An 18,411-nucleotide genomic window follows, 5' to 3' on the forward strand; every position below is an offset into this window, starting at 1 on the left:
GGCGAACCGGGGCGGGTCCTTCGTCATCGGCGGAGCCATTCGCCGTAGGTGGTGGCAGTGATCACGGCGCCTTCGCCGGCGACGAGGGCGCGGCCCTGGGCGGCGGCGTACAGGCCGGCGCCGTCGTCGGTCACCACGGTGCGGTGGTCGCCGCGGGCGGCGAGGGTGATCCGGCCCAGCTCGTCCAGCGGGAACACCTCGGGGCCCGCGAGGTCGATGGTGCCGCGCAGCGGCGTCCCCACGACGACGCCGGCGACCACCCGGGCGACCTCGTCCCCGGCCACCGGCTGCAGGAGGGTGGGAGGCAGGCGGACGGTGTCCTCGTCGGACGTCCAGGACACCACCGTGTCGATGAACTCGAAGAACTGCGTGGAGCGCACGATCGAGTAGGGCACCGGGCCCGCCTTGAGCAGGTCCTCCTGGAGCACCTTCGCGCGGTAGTAGGCCAGGCCGGGCACTTGGTCGGCGCCCACGATGGACAGGATGACCGCGTGCCCGACCCCGGCGGAATCAGCGGCGGCCAGCAGGTGGCCCACGGTGGCGCGGAAGAAGGCGGGCGAGGTGTCGTCGAAGGCCGGCGGCTTGGTCAGGTCGACGACGGCGTCCGCGCCCGCCAGCGCCTCCGGCAGGCCCTGCCCGGTGAGCAGGTCGACGCCGGTGGCGCGCGAGCGCGGCACCGCGTCATGACCGGCCGCGGTCAGCAGCCGGACCAGGCGGGACCCGATGAGGCCGGTCCCTCCGACGACGACGATCCTCATGTGCGGCAGCCTTTCCTTGACAAACGGCCTCGACAGGCGTTCACCATGATCTCAACACGGCGGACGCATGACCGGCAGCGTCACCTCCATGACGAAGGAGTCCCTGTGACAGCCACGAAACCCTCAGTCACCCTTCTCATTCTCTCGTTATGCCTGGCCCTCACGCCGGCCGCCCCCGCCGGGGCCGCGGTCAGCGGGCCGCCCGTCATCGACGCCCCGGTGTTCAACGACCCGACCGTGGACTCGGGCGTCGCCCACAGCCCGAGCGAGCGGCAGTCGGCCGTCATGGACCAGCTCATCAGGCTCATCAAGGCGGTGCCCGCGGGCGGCGAGATCCGCTTCGCGATGCACCAGTTCGTCCCCGGCGACCGGTCGAGCGAGGTCGCCGCGGAGCTGGCCGCCGCGCACACCAGGGGCGTCGGCGTGCAGGTCGTGCTCGACAGCCAGGACGACGGGCGCAACGACGCCGTCTTCGCCCAGCTCGGCGCCGCCCTCGGCACCACCGAGACGGCCCGCTCGTGGGTCGTGCGCTGCGAGTACCCGGACGAGAGCGCCGACCGGGGCTGCATCGCCAGGGACTATCTGCACGCCAAGTTCGCCACCTTCTCCAGCGTGGTGGCCGGGGGTGTCACGTACCAGAAGGTCGTGTTCCAGACGTCGTCCAACCTGTCGGACTGGTACCTGTACAACTCCTACAACGACAGCTTCACGGTCAGCGACGCCGTGACCTACGACGGGTACGTCACGTACTTCAAGGACCTGCGGGCCCGGCGCATGCAGCCCGTGAATCCGGACTACTTCTGGACGACGCCGACCGGCACGGCGTACAAGGCCCACTTCTTCCCGCGCAGCTCGGCCGGCGGCGACCCGATCGCCAACGTGCTGAAGCTGGTCAAGTGCAGCTACAAGGACGCCGGGGGCGTCACCCGCCAGACCGACATCCGCCTGGCGCTGACCGCCTTCAACTACAACCGCAAGGCGATCGTGGACGAGCTGCTGCGGCTGCGCGGCGAGAACTGCTGGATCGACGTCGTCTACTACGACGGCACCGGCGTCACCTCCTACATCAGGGACCGTCTCGCCGAGCGGGCGTCGAACGGCAAGTACCTCCAGGTCACGCCGTGCCGCTTCACGGTGGGCGACCGGTCGGTGGTGACGCACACCAAGATCATGATGATCGACGGGTTCTACGACGACGACATCACGCCGCGCGTCTACACCGGCAGCGCCAACTTCACGACCCTGGAGAACTCCGACGACTCCATGCTGCGGATCGCCGGCCGGGGCGTGCACGACCAGTACCTGTCGTGGTTCCACGGGCTGCGCCGCGCCTGCGGCGGGCCCTGATTCCTTGTGCTCACCTGGCGGGGACACCGGGGCGGTCGCGTGGGATGATGACGGCGCCATGTCGATCGCCGCACCAGCCACCGCCGGGCCTGTCTCCGGGCCTGTTTCCGGGCCGGCCGGCTTCGCGTTGCGCGCGCTGCGGGCCGCCGTATTCGCGGCGGTCTCGCTGCTGCTCGGCCTGGTGGCCCACCTGCTGGCGGGCGGTCCGGTGGCGGCGGGCTGGCTGCTGCCGGCCTGGGGCGTCGCGTTCGGTCCCGCGTACGTGCTGGCGGGGCGGGAACGGGCGCTGCCGGTCATCGTGACGACGCTGGCGGCCGCGCAGGTCGCGCTGCACCTGCTGTTCTCCTCGGCGCACGCGGTGGAGGCGGCGGTCGCCGGGCACCACCACGCCGCCCAGGGTGGGCTGGTGCCGGACGCCGGCATGCTGGTCATGCACGCCTGGGCGGTCCTGCTGACCTCGACGTGGCTGGCCCGCGGCGAGGCGGCGCTCTGGGCGGTGCTGCGCCGGCTGGCCGTCCGGCTGTTCGCCGCGGTCGTCGCCGTCGTCGTCCCGGCCGCCCGGCCGCTGATCGCCGCGCCGGTCCGGGAGCCGATGGTCCTGCGGCCGGTTCTGCTCGGGCATGAGATGGGCCGGCGCGGCCCGCCCTTCGGCCGCGCCGTCCCCGCGTCCGCCTGACCCGCTCCGCGGAGCGCGTCCGGCCGGTCTGTTCTCCTGTCACGCCCCTGGTCCAGGGGTGTCCTCGGCGTGCGCGCCCGCAGCGGCGGCCGCCGGGCCACATCATCGTTCCGGTTTGAGCCGGATGAAGGGCTTTGTCATGTTCTCGCGTATCACCGTCGCCGGTCTCGCCGTCGTCGTGCTCACCGCCTGCGGCGGTTCGCCGCAGCAGGCCGCGCCGGCCGTACCCGCCGCCGCCACCGCCACTCCCCCGGCCGCGCAGGCCGGGCCCGCGCTCTCCATCACCGACCCCTGGGTCAAGACCGCGAAGAAGGGCATGAGCGCCGCCTTCGGCACCCTGGTCAACAACTCCGGCACGGACGTGGTCGTGGTGTCGGGCGCCACGCCGCTGTCGCCGGCGGTCGAGCTGCACGAGGTGGTGGAGTCGGCGGGCAAGTCGGTCATGCGGCCCAAGGAGGGCGGTTTCGTGATCCCCGCGCACGGCAGCCACGAGCTCAAGCCGGGCGGCGACCACATCATGCTGATGGACCTCGCCCAGGAGGTACGGCCGGGCGACGAGATCAGCTTCACCCTCACGCTGAAGGACGGCGGCACGTTCGCCTTCAAGGCCCTCGGCAAGGACTTCGCCGGGGCCAAGGAGGACTATCAGCCGGGCATGGACATGGGTTCCGGCGAGGGGCACTGAGGTGGGCACCGGCATGGGTATCGGCGTGGGTATCGGCGCGGGTCCCGACATGGGCGCCTACGGGGACGGCCACATGGGCGCCGGCATGGGTGCCTGCGGGGACGGCGACATGGGCACCGACATGGGTGCCGGCTGGGGTGGCGAGCATGGGTGAGCGGCAGGCCCCCGGTGGGGGCGGGCGCCGGCTGACCCGGCGCGGCCTGTTGAGCGGCGGCGCGCTGGCCGCCGCCGGCGCGGTGGCCGGCGGAGCGGCGGTGGCCGGCGGCGCGGCGGCCGGTGCGCCGCCGGCGAGCGCTTCCCCAGCGACCCCTGCGACCCCTGCGACCCCTGCGGCCCCGTCGCCCGCGGCGCCCGCGAACACGCCCGACGGTGGCGCGGTGGTGCCCTTCCACGGGCCGCACCAGGCCGGGGTGGCCACGCCGCCGCAGGCCCACGCCGTCTTCGTCGCCTTCGACCTGCGCAAGGGCGTCGGCAAGGAGGCGCTGGCGCGGATGATGCGGCTGCTGACCGACGACGCCCGCCGCCTCACCCAGGGGCGGCCCGCGCTGGCCGACACCGAGCCGGAGCTGGCGGCGCTGCCCGCCCGGCTGAGCGTGACGTACGGTTTCGGTCCCGGGCTCTTCGACGCCGCCGGCGTGGACGAGCACCGGCCGGAGTCCGTGGCGGCGCTGCCCGCGTTCAAGATCGACAAGTTGCGGCGGGAGTGGAGCGGCGGCGACCTGCTCGCGCAGATCTGCGCCGACGACCCGCTCACCGTGGCCCACGCCCTGCGCATGATCGTCAAGGACGCCCGCGCGTTCGCCGAGGTCCGCTGGACCCAGCGCGGGTTCCGGCGCGCCGCGCACAGCCAGCCAGGCGGCACGACCCAGCGCAACGTGATGGGGCAGCTCGACGGCACGGTCAACCTGGTCCCCGGCACGCCGGACTTCGACCGGGCGGTGTGGATCGGGGAGGGCCGCCTGAGCGGCGGCACCACCCTGGTCCTGCGGCGCATCCGGGCCGAGATGGAGACCTGGGACGCCGCCGACACCACGGCCAAGGAGTTCACCGTGGGCCGCCGCCTGTCCGACGGGGCACCGCTGACCGGGCGGAACGAGCACGACGAGCCGGACTTCGACCGGCTCACCCCGGTCGGCTTCCCGGTCATCTCCGAGTACGCCCACATCCGCCGCGCCCACGTCGCCGACCCGGGGCTGCGCATGCTGCGCCGGGTCTACAACTACGACGAGGGCGTGGGGGCCGACGGGACCGCCGACTGCGGGCTGCTGTTCGCCGCCTACCAGGCCGACATCGCCCGCCAGTTCCTCCCGGTCCAGCGGCGGCTGGCCGAGGCGGACCTGCTCAACGAGTGGACCACGCCGATCGGCTCGGCCGTCTTCGCCATCCCGCCGGGCTGCGGCCCGGACGGCTGGATCGGCCAGACCCTGCTGAGCTGAGCGGCTCCCCGGACAGGGCCCGGCGGCGGCGTGACGAGCATCACCGCCGCCGGAGCCCTCCGGGATGTCACGGGGCCCGGCCCGCCACCGTCTTGTTTACAGGCAAGGTTAAGGGGGCCTCAGATGCGTTCCTCGGTGGCCGGGCGCCGCTCGTTCCGGTTCTCGCACTGGTCGTTCATGTTCGCGGAGATCGCCGTCTGGTCGTTCGCCGTCCTGCTGGTGACCGGGGCGGTGCTCATGGTGTTCTACGACCCGGGCATGGCCCGGGTGACCTACGACGGCTCGTACGGCCCGCTGCGCGGGCTCCTCGTCAGCCGGGCCTTCGACTCGGCCATGCACCTCAGCCTGGAGGTGCGCGGCGGCCTGCTCATCCGCCAGATGCACCACTGGGCGGCGCTCGTGTTCGTGGCCGCCGTCGCGCTGCAGCTGCTGCGCATGTTCCTCACCGGCGCGTTCCGCAGCCCGCGTACCCGGCAGTGGCTGATCTGGGTGACGCTGCTAGGGCTGGCGATGGCCGCGGGCGAGACGGGCAACGCCCTGCCGGACGACAACCTGTCGGGCGGCAGCCTGTGGCTGATCCTGTCGGTGGTGCAGTCGATCCCCGTGATCGGCTCCTGGGTGGGTGCGCTGCTGTTCGGGCCGGAGTTCCCCGGCGATCGGGTCATCCCGGTCATGTACGGCCTGCACCTGGTGATCCCGCTCGTCATGGTCGCGCTGCTGGTCGTCCGCGAGCTGCTGGTGCGCCGGCACGGCCACTCCCGGTTCGTCGCCTCGCTGCCGGAGCGGCGCGGCGCCCGTCCGCTGATGGCCGCCGCGACGACCGGCATGCTGATCATCCTCGGGTTCGGCTTCCAGATCGCGCCCATCTGGCTGTACGGCCCCGCCATGCCGTCACAGATCTCAGCGGGCTCGGTCCCCGACTGGTACATGGGGTTCCTCGACGGCGCCCTGCGGATCATGCCCGGCTGGGAGCTCACCGTCGGCGGCCACACGCTCAGCCTCGCGGTCCTCGTACCGACGCTGGTGGTCCCCGGGGTGTTCTTCACCGCCCTGGCCGCCTACCCCACGGCCGAACGCCTCCTCGCCGCGCGCCGCGGCAGGCCGGTCGCCGGCCGGGACGTGCTCGACCGGCCGAGGGAGACGCCGGTGAAGACGGGCCTCGCGGTCGCCGGCGTCACGTTCTACGGCCTGCTGTGGGCGGCCGCCGCCAACGACCAGCTCGCCCACCAGTTCCACCTCACCGTGAACGCCGTGACCGTCTTCTTCAGGTACGCCGTGGTCATCGGGCCCGTCGTCGCCTTCGCCATCACCCGGTGGCTGTGCCTCGCCCTCCAGCAGACGGAGCGCGAGACCGCCGAGCACGGCGTGGAGACCGGCATCATCGTGCGCTCCCCCGACGGCGGCTTCCACGAGCGGCTCGCCCCGGCGGATCGTGGAGCGGGTCAGTTGGCGGCGAAGAGCTGAGCACTCACGGGCGGGAGGCCGCCGAGCACGGCCGTCAGGCGGACTCCTGCTCCCACACGAAGCCGTCCGGGTCGGTGAAGGGCCCGGCGTCGCCGCCGATCACCAGGCCGTGCGAGCCGCTGCCCTCCTGCGGGACGCCGGCGTCCTTGGCGAGCGCGCGGCGCGGGTAGAGCGCCAGCGTGACGGCCGACGACGGGGTGGCGAACTCGACGTACTTGCCGCCGAAGCTCTTGGCCACGGCCAGGCCGCGCCCGGTGTAGAAGCGCTTGCTCGCCTTGACGTCGGCCACGCCCAGCAGCAGCGCGACCTGGCCGACCCGGCGGGTGACGGGGGCGGTGTCCTTCTTGGCCGAGCTCGCGATCTTGCAGATGGCGCCGTCCGGGGCACGGACGATGGCGCCGTAGCCCCAGAAGCTCTTCGCGGCCGGCTTGAGCGTCGTCGCGCCGGCGTCCAGGGCGGCGGCGACGAAGGCGTCCACGTCGCCCGGCTGGGACACCACGAGGGACAGCGCGAACCCGCGGAAACCGTCCGCCGGCGACTGCGCGGCCCTGAGCCGCACGTACGGGCTCAGGCCGAAGGCGTCGTAGAAGGCGCTCGCGGCGGCCGGGTCGGGAACTTCGAGGGTGACGGTGCTGAAGGCGGTCATGACGGTTCGCCTTCTGATGGGGGCTTACTGGTCCTGGAGGAGGCCGAGGACGTTGCCGTCGGGGTCGGTGACCGTGGCCACCCGGCGGCCGCCGCCGACCTCGTGCGCCGCCTCCCGCACCACGGCCCCGGCGGCGGTGAGCTCGGCCAGCTTGGCGTCGAGGTCCTGGACGTGCCAGTACGCCACCGGCGTCGTCATGGCCTGCGGCCCGCCGCCCGGGACCAGCCCGATGTGCTGGCCCTCGGCCTCGAAGCCGACGTAGTAGGGCGAGTCGGCCTGCGGCTGTACGCCGAGCAGGGCCGCGTACACCGTCTTGGCCCTCGCCAGGTCGGACACCGGGTGCAGCACGGTCTTGATGCCGGAAGTGCCGGTCATGGTCGCTCCTCGTGGTCGTGGGTCGCGTTCGACCCGCTTTCTGCCTGGTCACAGCTTGGCCGCCGGCCCGGCCCCGCCACATCCGTGGTGACCACGGATTCCCGGTACGTACCGAGGTACGGGAAACTAGGACAGTGGTGACACAAGCGGCAGCCGCCGAGATCTCCCCTCGGGAAGCCGAGGTGCTGGAGCTCGTCGGCGACCACCTCAGCAACGCCGAGATCGCGGCCCGGTTGTGCATCTCGATCCGGACCGTGGAGAGCCACGTCTCCTCGCTGCTGCGCAAGCTGGAGGTGCCGGACCGCCGGGCCCTCGCCCGCCGCGCGCCCGTCCGGGGCGGCGCCGTCCCGGACCGTCCGGCGGCAGTCCTGCCGGCCCCGCTGACCTCGTTCGTCGGCCGGGCCGGTGAACGGGCCGAGCTGGCCGCGCTGCTCAAGGAGCACCGGCAGGTCACCGCGGTCGGCCCCGGCGGGGTGGGCAAGACCCGGCTGGCGCTGGCGGTGGCGGCGGATGCCGCCGGCGTCCACCCCGACGGCGTGTGGTTCGCCGACCTGGTGCCGGTCACCGATCCCGGCATGATCGCCGCCGCCGTGGCCGGCGCGCTCGGCCTCGGCGAGCAGCCCGGCCGCGACCTGGCCGAGTCCGTGGCCGCCGCGCTCGCCGACCGGGACGCGCTGGTCGTCCTGGACAACTGCGAGCACGTGCTGGACGGGGTGGCGCCGTTCGTCGAACGGCTGCTGGCCAGGTGCCCGCGCCTGACGGTGCTGGCGACCAGCCGGGCACGGCTGATGGTGCCGTTCGAGCGGGTTTATCCAGTTCCGCCGCTGTCGCTGGCCGCCGAGGGCGACTCGGACGCGGTCACGCTGTTCATGGAGCGGGCGGCGGCGGTCGGCCGGCCGCTGGACGCCGCGCTGCGCGGCCAGATCGCCGCCGTCTGCGCGCGGCTGGACGGGATGGCGCTGGCGATCGAGCTGGCCGCGGCCCGCTGCCCCACGCTCGGGCTGGACGGCATCGCCGCCGCCCTGTCCCACCCGTTGCGGATGCTCACCGGCGGCTCCCGCGCCGACGAACGGCACCGGTCGGTACGGGCGGCGCTGGACTGGAGCCACGCCCTGCTGGAACCGGCCGACCGGATGCTGCTGCGCCGGGTGTCGGTGTTCGCGGCGCCGTTCACCGCCACCGCGGCTGCGGAGGTGGCCGGGGTCGAGGAGGGCCTGGTCGCCGACGGGCTGGCCCGGCTCGCCGAGCAGAGCCTGCTGGTGGTCGCGGCGGCGCCGGGCGGCACCGAGTACCGCGCGCTGGAGACCATCCGCCAGTACGCCGCCGAACGCCTCGCCGAGGCCGGCGAACCGGACGAGGTCCGCTCCCGGCACCTGCGCTGGTGCCTGACACGGGCCACCGAGCTGGAGGCGGCCGAGCGGCCGGACTGGCGGGCCAGGTTCGACCAGGTCGCCGACGACCTGCGCGCCGCCCTGACCTGGGCGGCCGAGCGGCCGGAGCGGCGCGCGGACGCCTTCGGGCTCGCCCGCCGGCTGGCGGAGCTGGCCTTCACCCGCAACCTGACCGGCGAGTCCCAGCGCCGCTTCGAACAGGCGGCGGCACTCGCGTCCGGTCCCGCCGAGAGCGCGGCGATGCTCCGGCAGGCCGCCGCCGTCGCCGGCTGCCGGGCGGCGGGCGACGACATGCACCGCCTACGCCTCGCCGCCGCGACGGCCGCCCGTGACGCCGGCGACCCGGCCGGGGCCGCCGTGGACCTGGCGACCGCCGCGACGATGTCGTTCCGGTACTGGGCCACGTTCGTCCGGGTGCCGTCCCGCGAGGAGGCCCTCACCCTGATGACCGCCGCGCGAAAGGCCGCCGCCGGCGACGCGACCGCGCAGGCGGCGCAGGCGGCGCAGGGCGACGGCCCGGCCGCACTGGCCGCTGGCGACCCGGCCACGCCGTCCGGCGGCGGCCCCGCCGCGCCGGCCGATGGCGACCCCGCCACGCCGGCCGATGGCGACCCCGCCACGCCGGCCGACGGCGGCCCCGCCGCGCTGGCCGCGTTGGCGTTGGCCGAGGCGGCCGTGGTCACCGACGCGTTCGGGGCCGTACAGGGCCCCGCCGACAACGTCGCGGTACCGGAGACGATCGCGTGCGCCGAGCGGGCGGTCGAGCTGGCCGCCCGGACCGGCGACCCGCTCGCCGAGTCCGCCGCACTCGACGCGCTCACCTGCGCGCACATCTGGGCCGGCGACACCTTCGCCGCCGCCGCCAGATCCCGCCGCCGGGTCACGCTCCTGTCGTCCCTGCCGCCCTCGCCGGCCGTCACCCACGAACTGATCGACGCACTCGGCATGGTCACCGAGGCCGCACTGGGCGCGGGTGACGTGCCGGACGCCTGCCGATGGGCCCGGCAGCTCGACGCGCACCCGTCGCTGGCGGAGGTCGGTCACCGGGCGCCGCTGATGGTGGACGCGCTGGCGGGCAACATCGAGGAGGTGCTGACCGGCAGCGTACGACTGCTCGACGCCTGGCGACGAGCGGGCAGCCCGGCGCGAGCCCACCTCGGGCCGGCGGTGGCCGCCGTGGCGATGGTCCACGGCCTGCGTGACGACCACGACGCCCAGCGCGACTGGCGGGAGATCCTGGACCGGCTGGACGTATCGCCTGAGCGCGCCCACGGCTACGCGGCGGTCTTCGAGGGCATGCTGCTGCTGCACCGCGGGCAGGCGCGGGAGGCGCTGGAGCGGATGGCCCCCGAGGCGAGCGAGGTCTGGAAGTGGGTGACCTGGATCTGGCACCACTGGTACGTCGCCCTCCGCACCGAGGCCGTCGTCCTCGCCGGCGACCCCGGCGCTCGCCGCCACGTGGCCGAGGCGCGCGCCGCCGTGGCCGGAAACCCGGTCGCCGAGGCCCTCGTGGCGCGGGCCGCCGCCGTACTCGACGGCGACCGGGACGCGCTGCTCGCCACGGCGGCCGCCTTCGACGCGGCCGGCTGCCCCTACCAGTCCGCGCGGACCCTGCTGCTCGCCGGCGGGGAGCACGCCGGACGCGGGACGGTCGCACTCGCCGCCCTCGGCCTCGCGCCGAAGGCGGTCAACATCTGGTGAGCCCGTTCAACTTCGGCTCGGCCGGGAACAGTACGGTGTCCGCGTCCATCTCCCCGGACGCGACGCGAACACCCCCGACGACCGACTGAGGAGCAGACTTGACCGCCCCCGCGCCCACGTCCCAGCAGCAGGAGATCGCCAAGGAGCTCCAGGTGAGCGCGTCCTTCGAGGCCGCGGCGGAGGTCGAGCGCCGGGTGGCCTTCCTCGCCGCGCAGCTCACCGCCTCCGACCGGCGCGCGCTGGTGCTCGGCATCAGCGGCGGCGTCGACTCCACCGTGGCGGGCCGGCTGTGCCAGCTCGCTGCCGAACGGGTCCGCGAGGCCGGGCGGGAGGCGACGTTCATCGCGATGCGGCTGCCGTACGGCGTGCAGGCCGACGAGCGGGACGCCCAGCTCGCCCTGGAGTTCATCCGGCCCGACCGGGTCATGACGGTGGACGTGAAACCCGCGAGCGACGCCTCACTGGAGGGCGTGCTGGCCGCCGGCCTGGTCTTCCGCGACGAACGGCACCAGGACTTCGTGCTCGGCAACGTCAAGGCCCGCCAGCGCATGATCGTCCAGTACACGGTGGCCAACGCGCACGACGGCCTGGTGGTCGGCACGGACCAGGCCGCCGAGGCCATCTCCGGCTTCTACACGAAATATGGTGACGGCGCGGCCGACGTGGTCCCGCTCGCCGGCCTCACCAAGCGCCGGGTGCGTGCCGTCGGCGAGGCGCTGGGCGCGCCGGCCGCCCTGGTGTGCAAGGTCCCGACCGCCGACCTGGAGACGCTGAACCCCGGCGTGGCCGACGAGGAGGTGCTCGGCGTCTCCTACGACACCATCGACGACTTCCTGGAGGGCAGGCCGGTCGACGACGCCGCCCTCACCGTGCTGATCGACCGCTACCGGCGCACCGAGCACAAGCGCCGCCCGCCGATCACGCCCTGAGCCTCCGCCCCGGAGCTCACTTGCCCACGCCGATCACGCCCTGAGCCTCCTCCGGCCCGGGACTCAGTTGCCCACGCCGGTCACGCCCTGAGCCTCCTCCGGTCCGGGGCTCAGTTGCCCACGCCGAGCCCGGCCATGAACGCCGCCGGGTACCGGTCGCCGCGCGCCGCGCCCGGCGGCACCGCCTTCTCGATCGCGGCGAGGTCGTCGGCGGTGAGCCGGAGCTCGGCGGCGGGCAGCGCCTCGGCCAGCCGCTCGCGGGTACGCGCGCCGACCAGCGGCACGATGTCCTCGCCCTGCGCGGCCACCCAGGCGATGACGAGCTGCGCCACGGTGCAGCCCTTGGCCTCGGCGACCCGGCGCAGCTCGGCCACGAGGGCGAGATTGTGCTCCACGTTCCCGCTCGCGAACCGGGGGCCGAAGGCGCGGCTGTCGCCGGGCCCGGCGGCGCGGCCGGCGGTCCAGTGCCCGGAGATGAGGCCGCGCCCGAGGACCCCGTACGCGGTCAGCCCGATCCCGAGCTCCCGCAACGTGGGCAGGACGTCCGCCTCGACGGCGCGGGAGATCACCGAGTACTCGATCTGCAGGTCGGCGATCGGGTGCACGGCGTGCGCCCGGCGGATCGTGGCCGCGTCGACCTCCGAGAGCCCGATGTGCCGGACGTACCCGGCGTCCACCAGCTCCTTGATCGCGCCCACCGTCTCCTCGATCGGCACCGCCGGGTCCAGCCGGGCCGGGCGGTAGATGTCGACGTGGTCGGTGCCGAGCCTGGTCAGCGAGTGCGTCAGGAAGTTCTTCACCGCCTCGGGACGGGCGTCGTTCCCGCCGAACCCGCCACCCGGCCGCAGCAGCATGCCGAACTTCACGCTCAGCGCGTAACTGTCGCGGGCCCGGCCGCGCAGCGCCTCGGCGAGCAGCAGCTCGTTGTGGCCCGCGCCGTAGAAGTCGCCGGTGTCGATCAGGGTGACGCCGGCCTCCAGCGCGGCGTGCACGGTGGCGATGCTCTCCGCGCGGTCGGCCTCGCCGTACGCGCCCGACATGCCCATCGCGCCGAGACCCAGCGTGGAGACGGCCGGCCCGGTGCTTCCCAGGGTTCGCGTCCGCATCAGGTTTCTCCTTGTCGTCACGTTGTTTCCGTCCCTCCCCACCCTGGTCCGGGTCCGGGACGGGCGGAAGCGGAGCGTTCATCATGGGAGCGCCCCTCCCTGTCATCGGGGGAGGGTGCAGTGACCTGCGCTGCACGAGTCCCGCTGTCAGGGCACGCCGACCACGGTCAAGCAGCAGGTGCCGAGCGGCGTCTACGGCACGCCGGCCCAGGCCGGGCACGCCCCCGCGGCCGTCGCCCGCCGCACGGTCCGGGGCGCGTTCCGCGACCGGTGGGGCGGCCTCCCCCCGCAAGTGACCATGAATAAGGCGAGGCGCTGAAAGCTGTTCCCAGCACCTCACCTTGCGCGCGACACTGACCATCAAGCCAGGTCAGGTAGGCCGGGAGCGGTCACCATAAGGAGCATCCCGCGCATGCCGGAAGGTGACGACACCGGCGGACGCGAAAATCATCCTCCGTCTACCGCTCCTCGGCGTCGCTCCCGCAAAGCCTTCCAGTAGGCCGCGCACACCTGCGCCACCATCACGACCGCGCAGAACGCGGCCGAGCCCACCAGCAGGACGCTGCCAAAAGCCCCAGTGCCCAACCTCTGGCCGTACGGGGAGCCGTTGCCGCTCACAACGCTCGCGGCATCGACGACCAAGTCCACCACGAACCCCCACAGAGTCCGCACGGTGGAGAGGCCGTCAAAGATCATGACGCCCACGGCGGTCAGGGAGAAGAGGTAGATCCAAAGGCCGAAGTAAAGGGCCATCCCGACCAGGTAAACCCCCGCTAAGGCACCCTTCCGTAGACGCTGGGAACCTGCCATGGCACCCTCCCTCAGGGACCGCGACGGCGTAGTGACGGTATGCCCACTCGCCGACTGCTCCAAGCCCCGCGTCGATCTGGCCCGACAGCTTCGCCCGCGCTCATCCGCAGCCGGCCCACCGGTCCGGCCACGCGGATCTTGTCCAGGACGGTGGTGAATCGTGGACAGTCGGCGGCTTGGCCGGGCATGAGCACGAAGACCAGCGGCAGCCCGGCGGCATCGACCGCGGCATGGATCTTGTTGCTCAGCCCGCCCCGGAATCGGCCGAGCGCGGCGGCCTTCGCCTGCGCCTTGCGCCGTCGCCCGGTGGCAGCACGCTCGTACGGCAGCACGCTCGTACGGCAGCACGCTCGTACGGCAGCACGCTCGTACGGCAGCACGCTCGTACGGCAGCGCGCTCGTACGGCAGCGCGCTCGTACGGCAGTGACGCGCCGGCCTCGGGTGTGGCCTGGGGCGCAGCACCCGCAGCACCGGCGGCCGCTCCGGGAGCGGAGCCGCCTTCCTCGGTCAGCGCCTGCTCCAGCGCATCCAAGGTTTCCCCTGTGACCGCCAGCCCGACCGCCAGCCCGGCCGAAACCTGATGCGCTCGCACGATCGGGGAGTCCACGCTCACCAACTGCCCACGGTGGCTGACACAGGTGCGCCGGACGCCAGTGAGACAGGGAATTCTGACTGCTGTGGAGCCAGCGCTCGACCGAGGCTGAGGCAATGGACGGCTCAGCATGGGAGCGCCCCTCCCTGGCTCGGCCCGGCGGCGGCGGGGCAGGATGGCGTCATGCAACGTGAGCAGCTCGCCGACTTCCTGCGCCGCCGCCGGGAGGCGATCCGCCCGACCGAGGTCGGCCTCGCGGACGGCCCCCGCCGCCGCGCCGCCGGCCTGCGCCGGGAGGAGGTGGCGATGCTGGCCGGCATGTCGGTGGACTACGTCGTACGCCTGGAGCAGGGCCGCAGCAGCCAGCCGTCGGTCCAGTTGCTCGGCGCGCTGGCGCGGGCGCTGCGGCTGTCGGACGACGAACGCGACCACCTGTTCCACCTGGCCGGACACCGGCCCCCGCCCGCCGACGGCCTCGCCGGTCTGGCCCGCGCCGGGCTGATCCGTATGCTCGACCTGCTGGGCGACACCCCGGCCGTGGTGCTGTCCGACCTCGGTGAGTTCCTCGCCCAGAACCGGATGGCCGTCCTGCTGATGGGCGACCACACCGGCCTCACCGGGGACCGCCGCTACCTCGTCTACCGCTGGTTCACCGAGGCGGCCGTACGCGCCGTCCACCCGCCCGAGGAGCAGGAGCATCACGCCCGGCAGCTCGTGGCGGACCTGCGCGCGGTCGCCGGCCGCCGTTCCGGCGACCCCGTGGTCACCGGGCTCGTCGAACGCCTCCTGGCCGCGAGCGCCGACTTTCGCCGGCTCTGGGCCGAGCACGAGGTGGCGGTCCGGCGTACCGACCGCAAGAGCATGGTGCATCAGCGGGTGGGCCTGCTGGTGATGGACTGCACCACCCTGGTCACCCCCGACCAGGGGCAGCAACTGCTGGTGTTCACGGCGGCGGACGACGAGGCTCGCGAACGGCTTGAGCTGCTGCGCGTGCTCGGCACCGAGGACTTCCCCACCGGCGAGGTCAGGGACGGGCGACCGTGACCTGATCAACGCACGGCGGGCGTGATCTTCTTCTCGACCTGGTCTCCGGTCGTCCGGGAGGGACCGGCCGGGCGCCCCACCGGGATCACACGAACCCGGCATCTCGCACCTTCATGGCGACCTGCACCCGGTTGTCGGTGCCGAGCTTGGCGAAGATGCGGGTGACGTTGGCCTTGACCGTGGCGGTGCTCATGTAGAGGCGCTCCGCGATCTCGGTGTTGGAGCGGCCTCGGGCCACCTCGATGGCGACCTCCCGCTCCCGCTCGGTCAGTCTGGCCAGTTCCTGCCGCGCCTCCTCGCGGCCCCGCTCGTGACCGCCGGTGGCGGCGGCGATGACCTGATGGGTGACGCTCGGCGACAGCACCGGCTCACCCGCGGCCACGGCGCGGACCGCCTCGATCATCCGGGCCGGCGGGGTGTCCTTGAGCAGGAACCCGGCGGCCCCGAGGCGCAGCGCCCGCAGCACCATGTCGTCGGCGTCGAAGGCGGTCAGCACGAGGATGCGCGGCGGCTCGGGCCAGGACAGCAGCGCCTCGGTGGTGACCAGGCCGTCCTGGCCGGGCATGCGGATGTCCATCAGCACGACTGCGGGCCGCAGATCGCGGATCATGCCCAGCGCCTCCCGGCCGTCGCCCGCCTCTCCGACGATCTCCACGCCGGATCCGCCGCCCAGGATGAGGCGCAGGCCCGTACGCACCATCGGGTCGTCGTCCACGATCACCACCCGGATCACAGGTCAAGCCTCCCACGGCAACCGAACATCAAGGACAAATCGCCCATTCTGCTGAGCGTGCGTGATCGTGCCGCCCGCCAGGCGTACCCGTTCGCCCAGGCCGACCAGACCCAGCCTGCCGCCGGGCCCGCCCGAGGCCCCGTAGGGCACGGGGTTGCTCACGCGGATGCGTAACCCGTCGCCCGGACGCCCGTCGAGCTCGACCGTAACGCTGCTGCCCGGCGCGTGTTTGCGGGCGTTGGTCAGCGCCTCCTGGACGGCCCGGTAGGCGTTGCGGCCGGTCTGCGTCGGAAGCAGGTCGCGCTGCTCAACCGTGTCGGTCACGGCGACCTTCTGCCCGGCGTCCCGCACTTCGTGGAAGAGCTCCTCCAGATCGGCCAGGGTCGGCTGCGGGGCGGCGGTGATGCCGTCGGAGCGGAGGGTGCCGAGCACGGTGCGGAGCTCGTTGAGCGACTGGTGGGCGTTGTGCTGGATGGCGTGCGCGGTCTGCCGCATCTCCTCCTGGCCGAGGTCGGTGCGAAAGGCCAGGCCTCCGGCGAGCATCGCCAGCAGCGACATGCGATGGGCCAGGGCGTCGTGCATCTCCTGGGCGATCTTCGCTCGTTCGGTCAGTTTGGCCTGCTCGATGCGCTGCCGCTCCGCCCGCTCGGCGGCGAGGTCGGCGTCGCGCAGGGAACGGAGATAGAGGCCGAAGACCGTCAGCCCGGCGAGGATCGCCGTCCCGGTGGCGAGGCCGATGACGCCTTGCTGGGTGATGCCGTTCGAGACGGCGTACAGGCCCATGCTGGCCCACAGCAGCACCCCGATCGGGATGATCTGCTGCCAGCGGCGGTGCGTGCACAGCGACACGTACGCCACCTGAGCGGGGCCGGTCGCCATGCTGGACAGCGCGGTGAGCAGCGCGGTCACGGCGGCGATCTGCCACGGCCACCGGCGCCTCCACCGCATGAGGACCAGCCCCACGAGGCTCAGGCCCGCGTCGACCAGGGCGCGCGACAGCCGCTCCGGATGGTGCACGACGACCCAGACCCAGACCGTGCCGTAGAAGAGGATCGGCGCCAGCGCGGCGAGGTGACGCAGCGCGACGCCCCATCCGTCGAGGGGCGGCTGATAGTCAGGGCGGTCGTGCACGCGTCCAAGCCTAGGAATTCTTCGGCCCTGCTCTAGCTACCTGGGTCGATCGCCTTGCCACCCTGGGTCTATACGACGATCGACCTGGAGCCGATGAGCGGACCGCCCCGCTCGCGATGAACTTGAGCCCGTGATCGAGTTCAACAGTGTCAGCAAGACCTACCAGGACGTGCGGGCGCTCGACGACGTGTCCTTCGTGGTCGGGCCCGGCAGCGTCACCGGGTTCGTGGGCCCCAACGGCGCGGGCAAGTCCACCGCGCTGCGCATCCTGGTGGGGCTCGCCCGCGCCACCTCGGGGTCGGCCACCGTGCTTGGGCGTCCCTACCCCCAGCTGGAGCGTCCTGCCTGTCAGGTGGGCACGCTGCTCGACGCCGGCGCGTTCCATCCGGGCCGCACCGGGCGCGAGACACTGACCCTAGGCGCCATCGCCTTAGGGCTGCCCAGGTCGCGGGTCGCCGAGATGCTCTCGCTGGTCGGCCTGTCGGCCAAGGAGGCGCGGCGGGCTGTCGGCTCCTATTCCCTCGGCATGCGGCAGCGGCTCGGCCTCGCGCACGCGCTGCTCGGCAGGCCGCGCGCGCTCATACTCGACGAGCCGGCCAACGGCCTCGACCCCCAGGGCATCCGGTGGTTGCGCGAGCTGCTGCGCGACCTGGGCGACGCCGGCTGCGCCGTGCTGCTCAGCTCCCACCTGCTGCACGAGGTGGAACAGGTCGCCGACCACATCGTGGTGATCGGCGGCGGCAGGGTGCTCGTCCAGGGCACCGTGGCCGAGCTCAACCAGGGCCGCAGCCTGGAGCAGACCTTCCTCGAACTGACCTCATGCGCCGACCGGAGCCAGAAGTGACGATCCCCTTTCACCGCTTGCTGGCCGTCGAGCTCCGCAAGCTCTTCGACACCCGCGGCGCCAAGATCCTGACCGCGTGCCTGCTCTGCCTCACCGTCGCGGCGATCGTCGGCCGGGGCCTCTACAGCGGCCCCGGCCTGCAGCGGCTGGTCTGGACGGCCGGCATCGGCTACGCCACTCTCCTGCCGGTGCTCGGCGTCCTCGCGGTGACGGGCGAGTGGAGCCATCGCACGGCGTTGACCACGTTCGTGCTGGAACCCCGGCGATGGCGGGTGATGGCCGCCAAAGCGATCCCGCCGGCGCTCACGGCTGTCGTGGCCAGCCTGTTCGCGCTGCTCGTCGCGGTTCCCGCGACCGCGCTGACGAGCGCCGCGCAGCACACTCCCGCCCACTGGGACCTCACCTTCGCCACGATGGCGGGCTGGACGGCGACGAACGTGCTCTTCGTCATGATGGGCACGGCCTTAGGCGCGCTCCTGCTCAACGCACCGGCCGCCATCGTCGTCTGCCTGGCCGGCACCGCCGTATGGAGCGCCGTCGCCCTCCTCGGCGCCACAGGCCGGACGCTCGCCGAATGGCTCGATCTCAACAGGACCACCGCTCCCCTCGCGGCCGGCGACTGGGCCGGCGTCGACTTCCTGCGGCTCGCCGCTTCGACCGCCCTGTGGATCGTGTTCCCGCTGGTGGCCGGAGTCGTCCGTGCCTGTCGCAAGGAGGTGAGGTAGCCCGGTCTCCGATCGTC

The 18,411-nt window shown here is 73.3% G+C and carries 19 protein-coding genes; 11 read left to right on the forward strand and 8 right to left on the reverse strand.

What is annotated here, in order from left to right; all coding sequences use genetic code 11:
• Positions 1–23: 23 nt before the first annotated feature.
• Positions 24–758, reverse strand: a complete 735-nt coding sequence (locus ACBR40_RS39685; protein WP_371252032.1) for an SDR family oxidoreductase — start codon at positions 756–758, stop codon at positions 24–26.
• Between the two features lie 105 nt (positions 759–863).
• On the opposite strand from ACBR40_RS39685, the gene ACBR40_RS39690 reads away from it, so the two are divergent.
• The 6 genes from ACBR40_RS39690 to ACBR40_RS39715 all read left to right on the forward strand — a co-directional run bounded on the left by ACBR40_RS39690 (position 864) and on the right by ACBR40_RS39715 (position 6,366).
• Complete coding sequence (locus ACBR40_RS39690; RefSeq protein ID WP_371252033.1) at positions 864–2,105, forward strand: phospholipase D-like domain-containing protein; 1,242 nt, start codon at positions 864–866, stop codon at positions 2,103–2,105.
• Between the two features lie 58 nt (positions 2,106–2,163).
• The gene (locus tag ACBR40_RS39695) at positions 2,164–2,781 is read left to right on the forward strand and encodes an MFS transporter (RefSeq protein WP_371252034.1); all 618 of its coding nucleotides are present in this window, start codon (positions 2,164–2,166) and stop codon (positions 2,779–2,781) included.
• A 139-nt stretch (positions 2,782–2,920) separates the two neighbouring features.
• Entirely contained in the window at positions 2,921–3,466 is a 546-nt protein-coding gene (locus ACBR40_RS39700; protein ID WP_371252035.1) for a copper chaperone PCu(A)C, read from the forward strand.
• 1 nt (position 3,467) lies between these two features.
• Positions 3,468–3,620 carry a hypothetical protein gene (locus ACBR40_RS39705; RefSeq protein ID WP_371252036.1) on the forward strand — a complete coding sequence of 51 codons (153 nt, stop codon included), beginning with the start codon at positions 3,468–3,470 and terminating at the stop codon, positions 3,618–3,620.
• Positions 3,613–4,902, forward strand: coding sequence for a Dyp-type peroxidase (locus ACBR40_RS39710; RefSeq protein WP_371252037.1), 1,290 nt, complete (start codon positions 3,613–3,615; stop codon positions 4,900–4,902). The genes ACBR40_RS39705 and ACBR40_RS39710 overlap by 8 nt, the downstream gene beginning before the upstream one ends.
• 123 nt (positions 4,903–5,025) lie before the next feature.
• Positions 5,026–6,366 carry a cytochrome bc complex cytochrome b subunit gene (locus ACBR40_RS39715; RefSeq protein WP_371252038.1) on the forward strand — a complete coding sequence of 447 codons (1,341 nt, stop codon included), beginning with the start codon at positions 5,026–5,028 and terminating at the stop codon, positions 6,364–6,366.
• 34 nt (positions 6,367–6,400) lie between these two features.
• On the opposite strand, the gene ACBR40_RS39720 is transcribed toward ACBR40_RS39715, so the two are convergent.
• Together ACBR40_RS39720 and ACBR40_RS39725 are read right to left on the reverse strand one after the other, a co-directional pair.
• On the reverse strand, positions 6,401–7,012 hold the full coding sequence (locus ACBR40_RS39720; protein ID WP_371252039.1) for a glyoxalase: 612 nt from the start codon (positions 7,010–7,012) through the stop codon (positions 6,401–6,403).
• A gap of 24 nt (positions 7,013–7,036) precedes the next feature.
• A complete protein-coding gene (locus ACBR40_RS39725; protein WP_371252040.1) occupies positions 7,037–7,387 on the reverse strand; it encodes a VOC family protein in 351 nt (116 codons plus the stop codon).
• A 137-nt stretch (positions 7,388–7,524) separates the two neighbouring features.
• Between ACBR40_RS39725 and ACBR40_RS39730 the strand changes: the two genes are divergently transcribed.
• Together ACBR40_RS39730 and nadE are read left to right on the forward strand one after the other, a co-directional pair.
• A complete protein-coding gene (locus tag ACBR40_RS39730; protein ID WP_371252041.1) occupies positions 7,525–10,479 on the forward strand; it encodes a LuxR C-terminal-related transcriptional regulator in 2,955 nt (984 codons plus the stop codon).
• Between the two features lie 98 nt (positions 10,480–10,577).
• On the forward strand, positions 10,578–11,408 hold the full coding sequence (nadE, locus tag ACBR40_RS39735) for an ammonia-dependent NAD(+) synthetase (protein ID WP_371252042.1): 831 nt from the start codon (positions 10,578–10,580) through the stop codon (positions 11,406–11,408).
• Positions 11,409–11,518: 110 nt separating this feature from the next.
• Here the strand turns inward: nadE and ACBR40_RS39740 are convergent, their stop codons facing one another.
• The 3 genes from ACBR40_RS39740 to ACBR40_RS39750 all read right to left on the reverse strand — a co-directional run bounded on the left by ACBR40_RS39740 (position 11,519) and on the right by ACBR40_RS39750 (position 13,941).
• Positions 11,519–12,514 (reverse strand): aldo/keto reductase, encoded by a 996-nt coding sequence (locus ACBR40_RS39740; RefSeq protein ID WP_364445293.1) that lies wholly within the window; start codon positions 12,512–12,514, stop codon positions 11,519–11,521.
• Between the two features lie 447 nt (positions 12,515–12,961).
• Positions 12,962–13,324 carry a hypothetical protein gene (locus tag ACBR40_RS39745; protein ID WP_371252043.1) on the reverse strand — a complete coding sequence of 121 codons (363 nt, stop codon included), beginning with the start codon at positions 13,322–13,324 and terminating at the stop codon, positions 12,962–12,964.
• An 11-nt stretch (positions 13,325–13,335) separates the two neighbouring features.
• The gene (locus tag ACBR40_RS39750) at positions 13,336–13,941 is read right to left on the reverse strand and encodes a hypothetical protein (protein ID WP_371252044.1); all 606 of its coding nucleotides are present in this window, start codon (positions 13,939–13,941) and stop codon (positions 13,336–13,338) included.
• Positions 13,942–14,100: 159 nt separating this feature from the next.
• Here ACBR40_RS39750 and ACBR40_RS39755 point away from each other — a divergent pair, with 159 nt between their 5' ends.
• The gene (locus ACBR40_RS39755; RefSeq protein ID WP_344205543.1) at positions 14,101–14,961 is read left to right on the forward strand and encodes a helix-turn-helix transcriptional regulator; all 861 of its coding nucleotides are present in this window, start codon (positions 14,101–14,103) and stop codon (positions 14,959–14,961) included.
• Between the two features lie 85 nt (positions 14,962–15,046).
• Here ACBR40_RS39755 and ACBR40_RS39760 read toward each other — a convergent pair whose 3' ends face one another.
• The gene (locus tag ACBR40_RS39760) at positions 15,047–15,694 is read right to left on the reverse strand and encodes a response regulator transcription factor (RefSeq protein WP_344205541.1); all 648 of its coding nucleotides are present in this window, start codon (positions 15,692–15,694) and stop codon (positions 15,047–15,049) included.
• Positions 15,695–15,697: 3 nt separating this feature from the next.
• Entirely contained in the window at positions 15,698–16,825 is a 1,128-nt protein-coding gene (locus ACBR40_RS39765) for a sensor histidine kinase (protein WP_371252045.1), read from the reverse strand.
• 130 nt (positions 16,826–16,955) lie between these two features.
• Between ACBR40_RS39765 and ACBR40_RS39770 the strand changes: the two genes are divergently transcribed.
• Together ACBR40_RS39770 and ACBR40_RS39775 are read left to right on the forward strand one after the other, a co-directional pair.
• Entirely contained in the window at positions 16,956–17,669 is a 714-nt protein-coding gene (locus ACBR40_RS39770; protein ID WP_371252046.1) for an ABC transporter ATP-binding protein, read from the forward strand.
• Positions 17,666–18,394, forward strand: coding sequence for an ABC transporter permease (locus tag ACBR40_RS39775; RefSeq protein ID WP_371252047.1), 729 nt, complete (start codon positions 17,666–17,668; stop codon positions 18,392–18,394). Before ACBR40_RS39770 ends, ACBR40_RS39775 begins: the two co-directional genes overlap by 4 nt.
• Positions 18,395–18,411 lie beyond the last annotated feature (17 nt).

Source organism: Nonomuraea sp. AD125B, assembly GCF_041402765.1.
Lineage (GTDB): Bacteria > Actinomycetota > Actinomycetes > Streptosporangiales > Streptosporangiaceae > Nonomuraea > Nonomuraea bangladeshensis.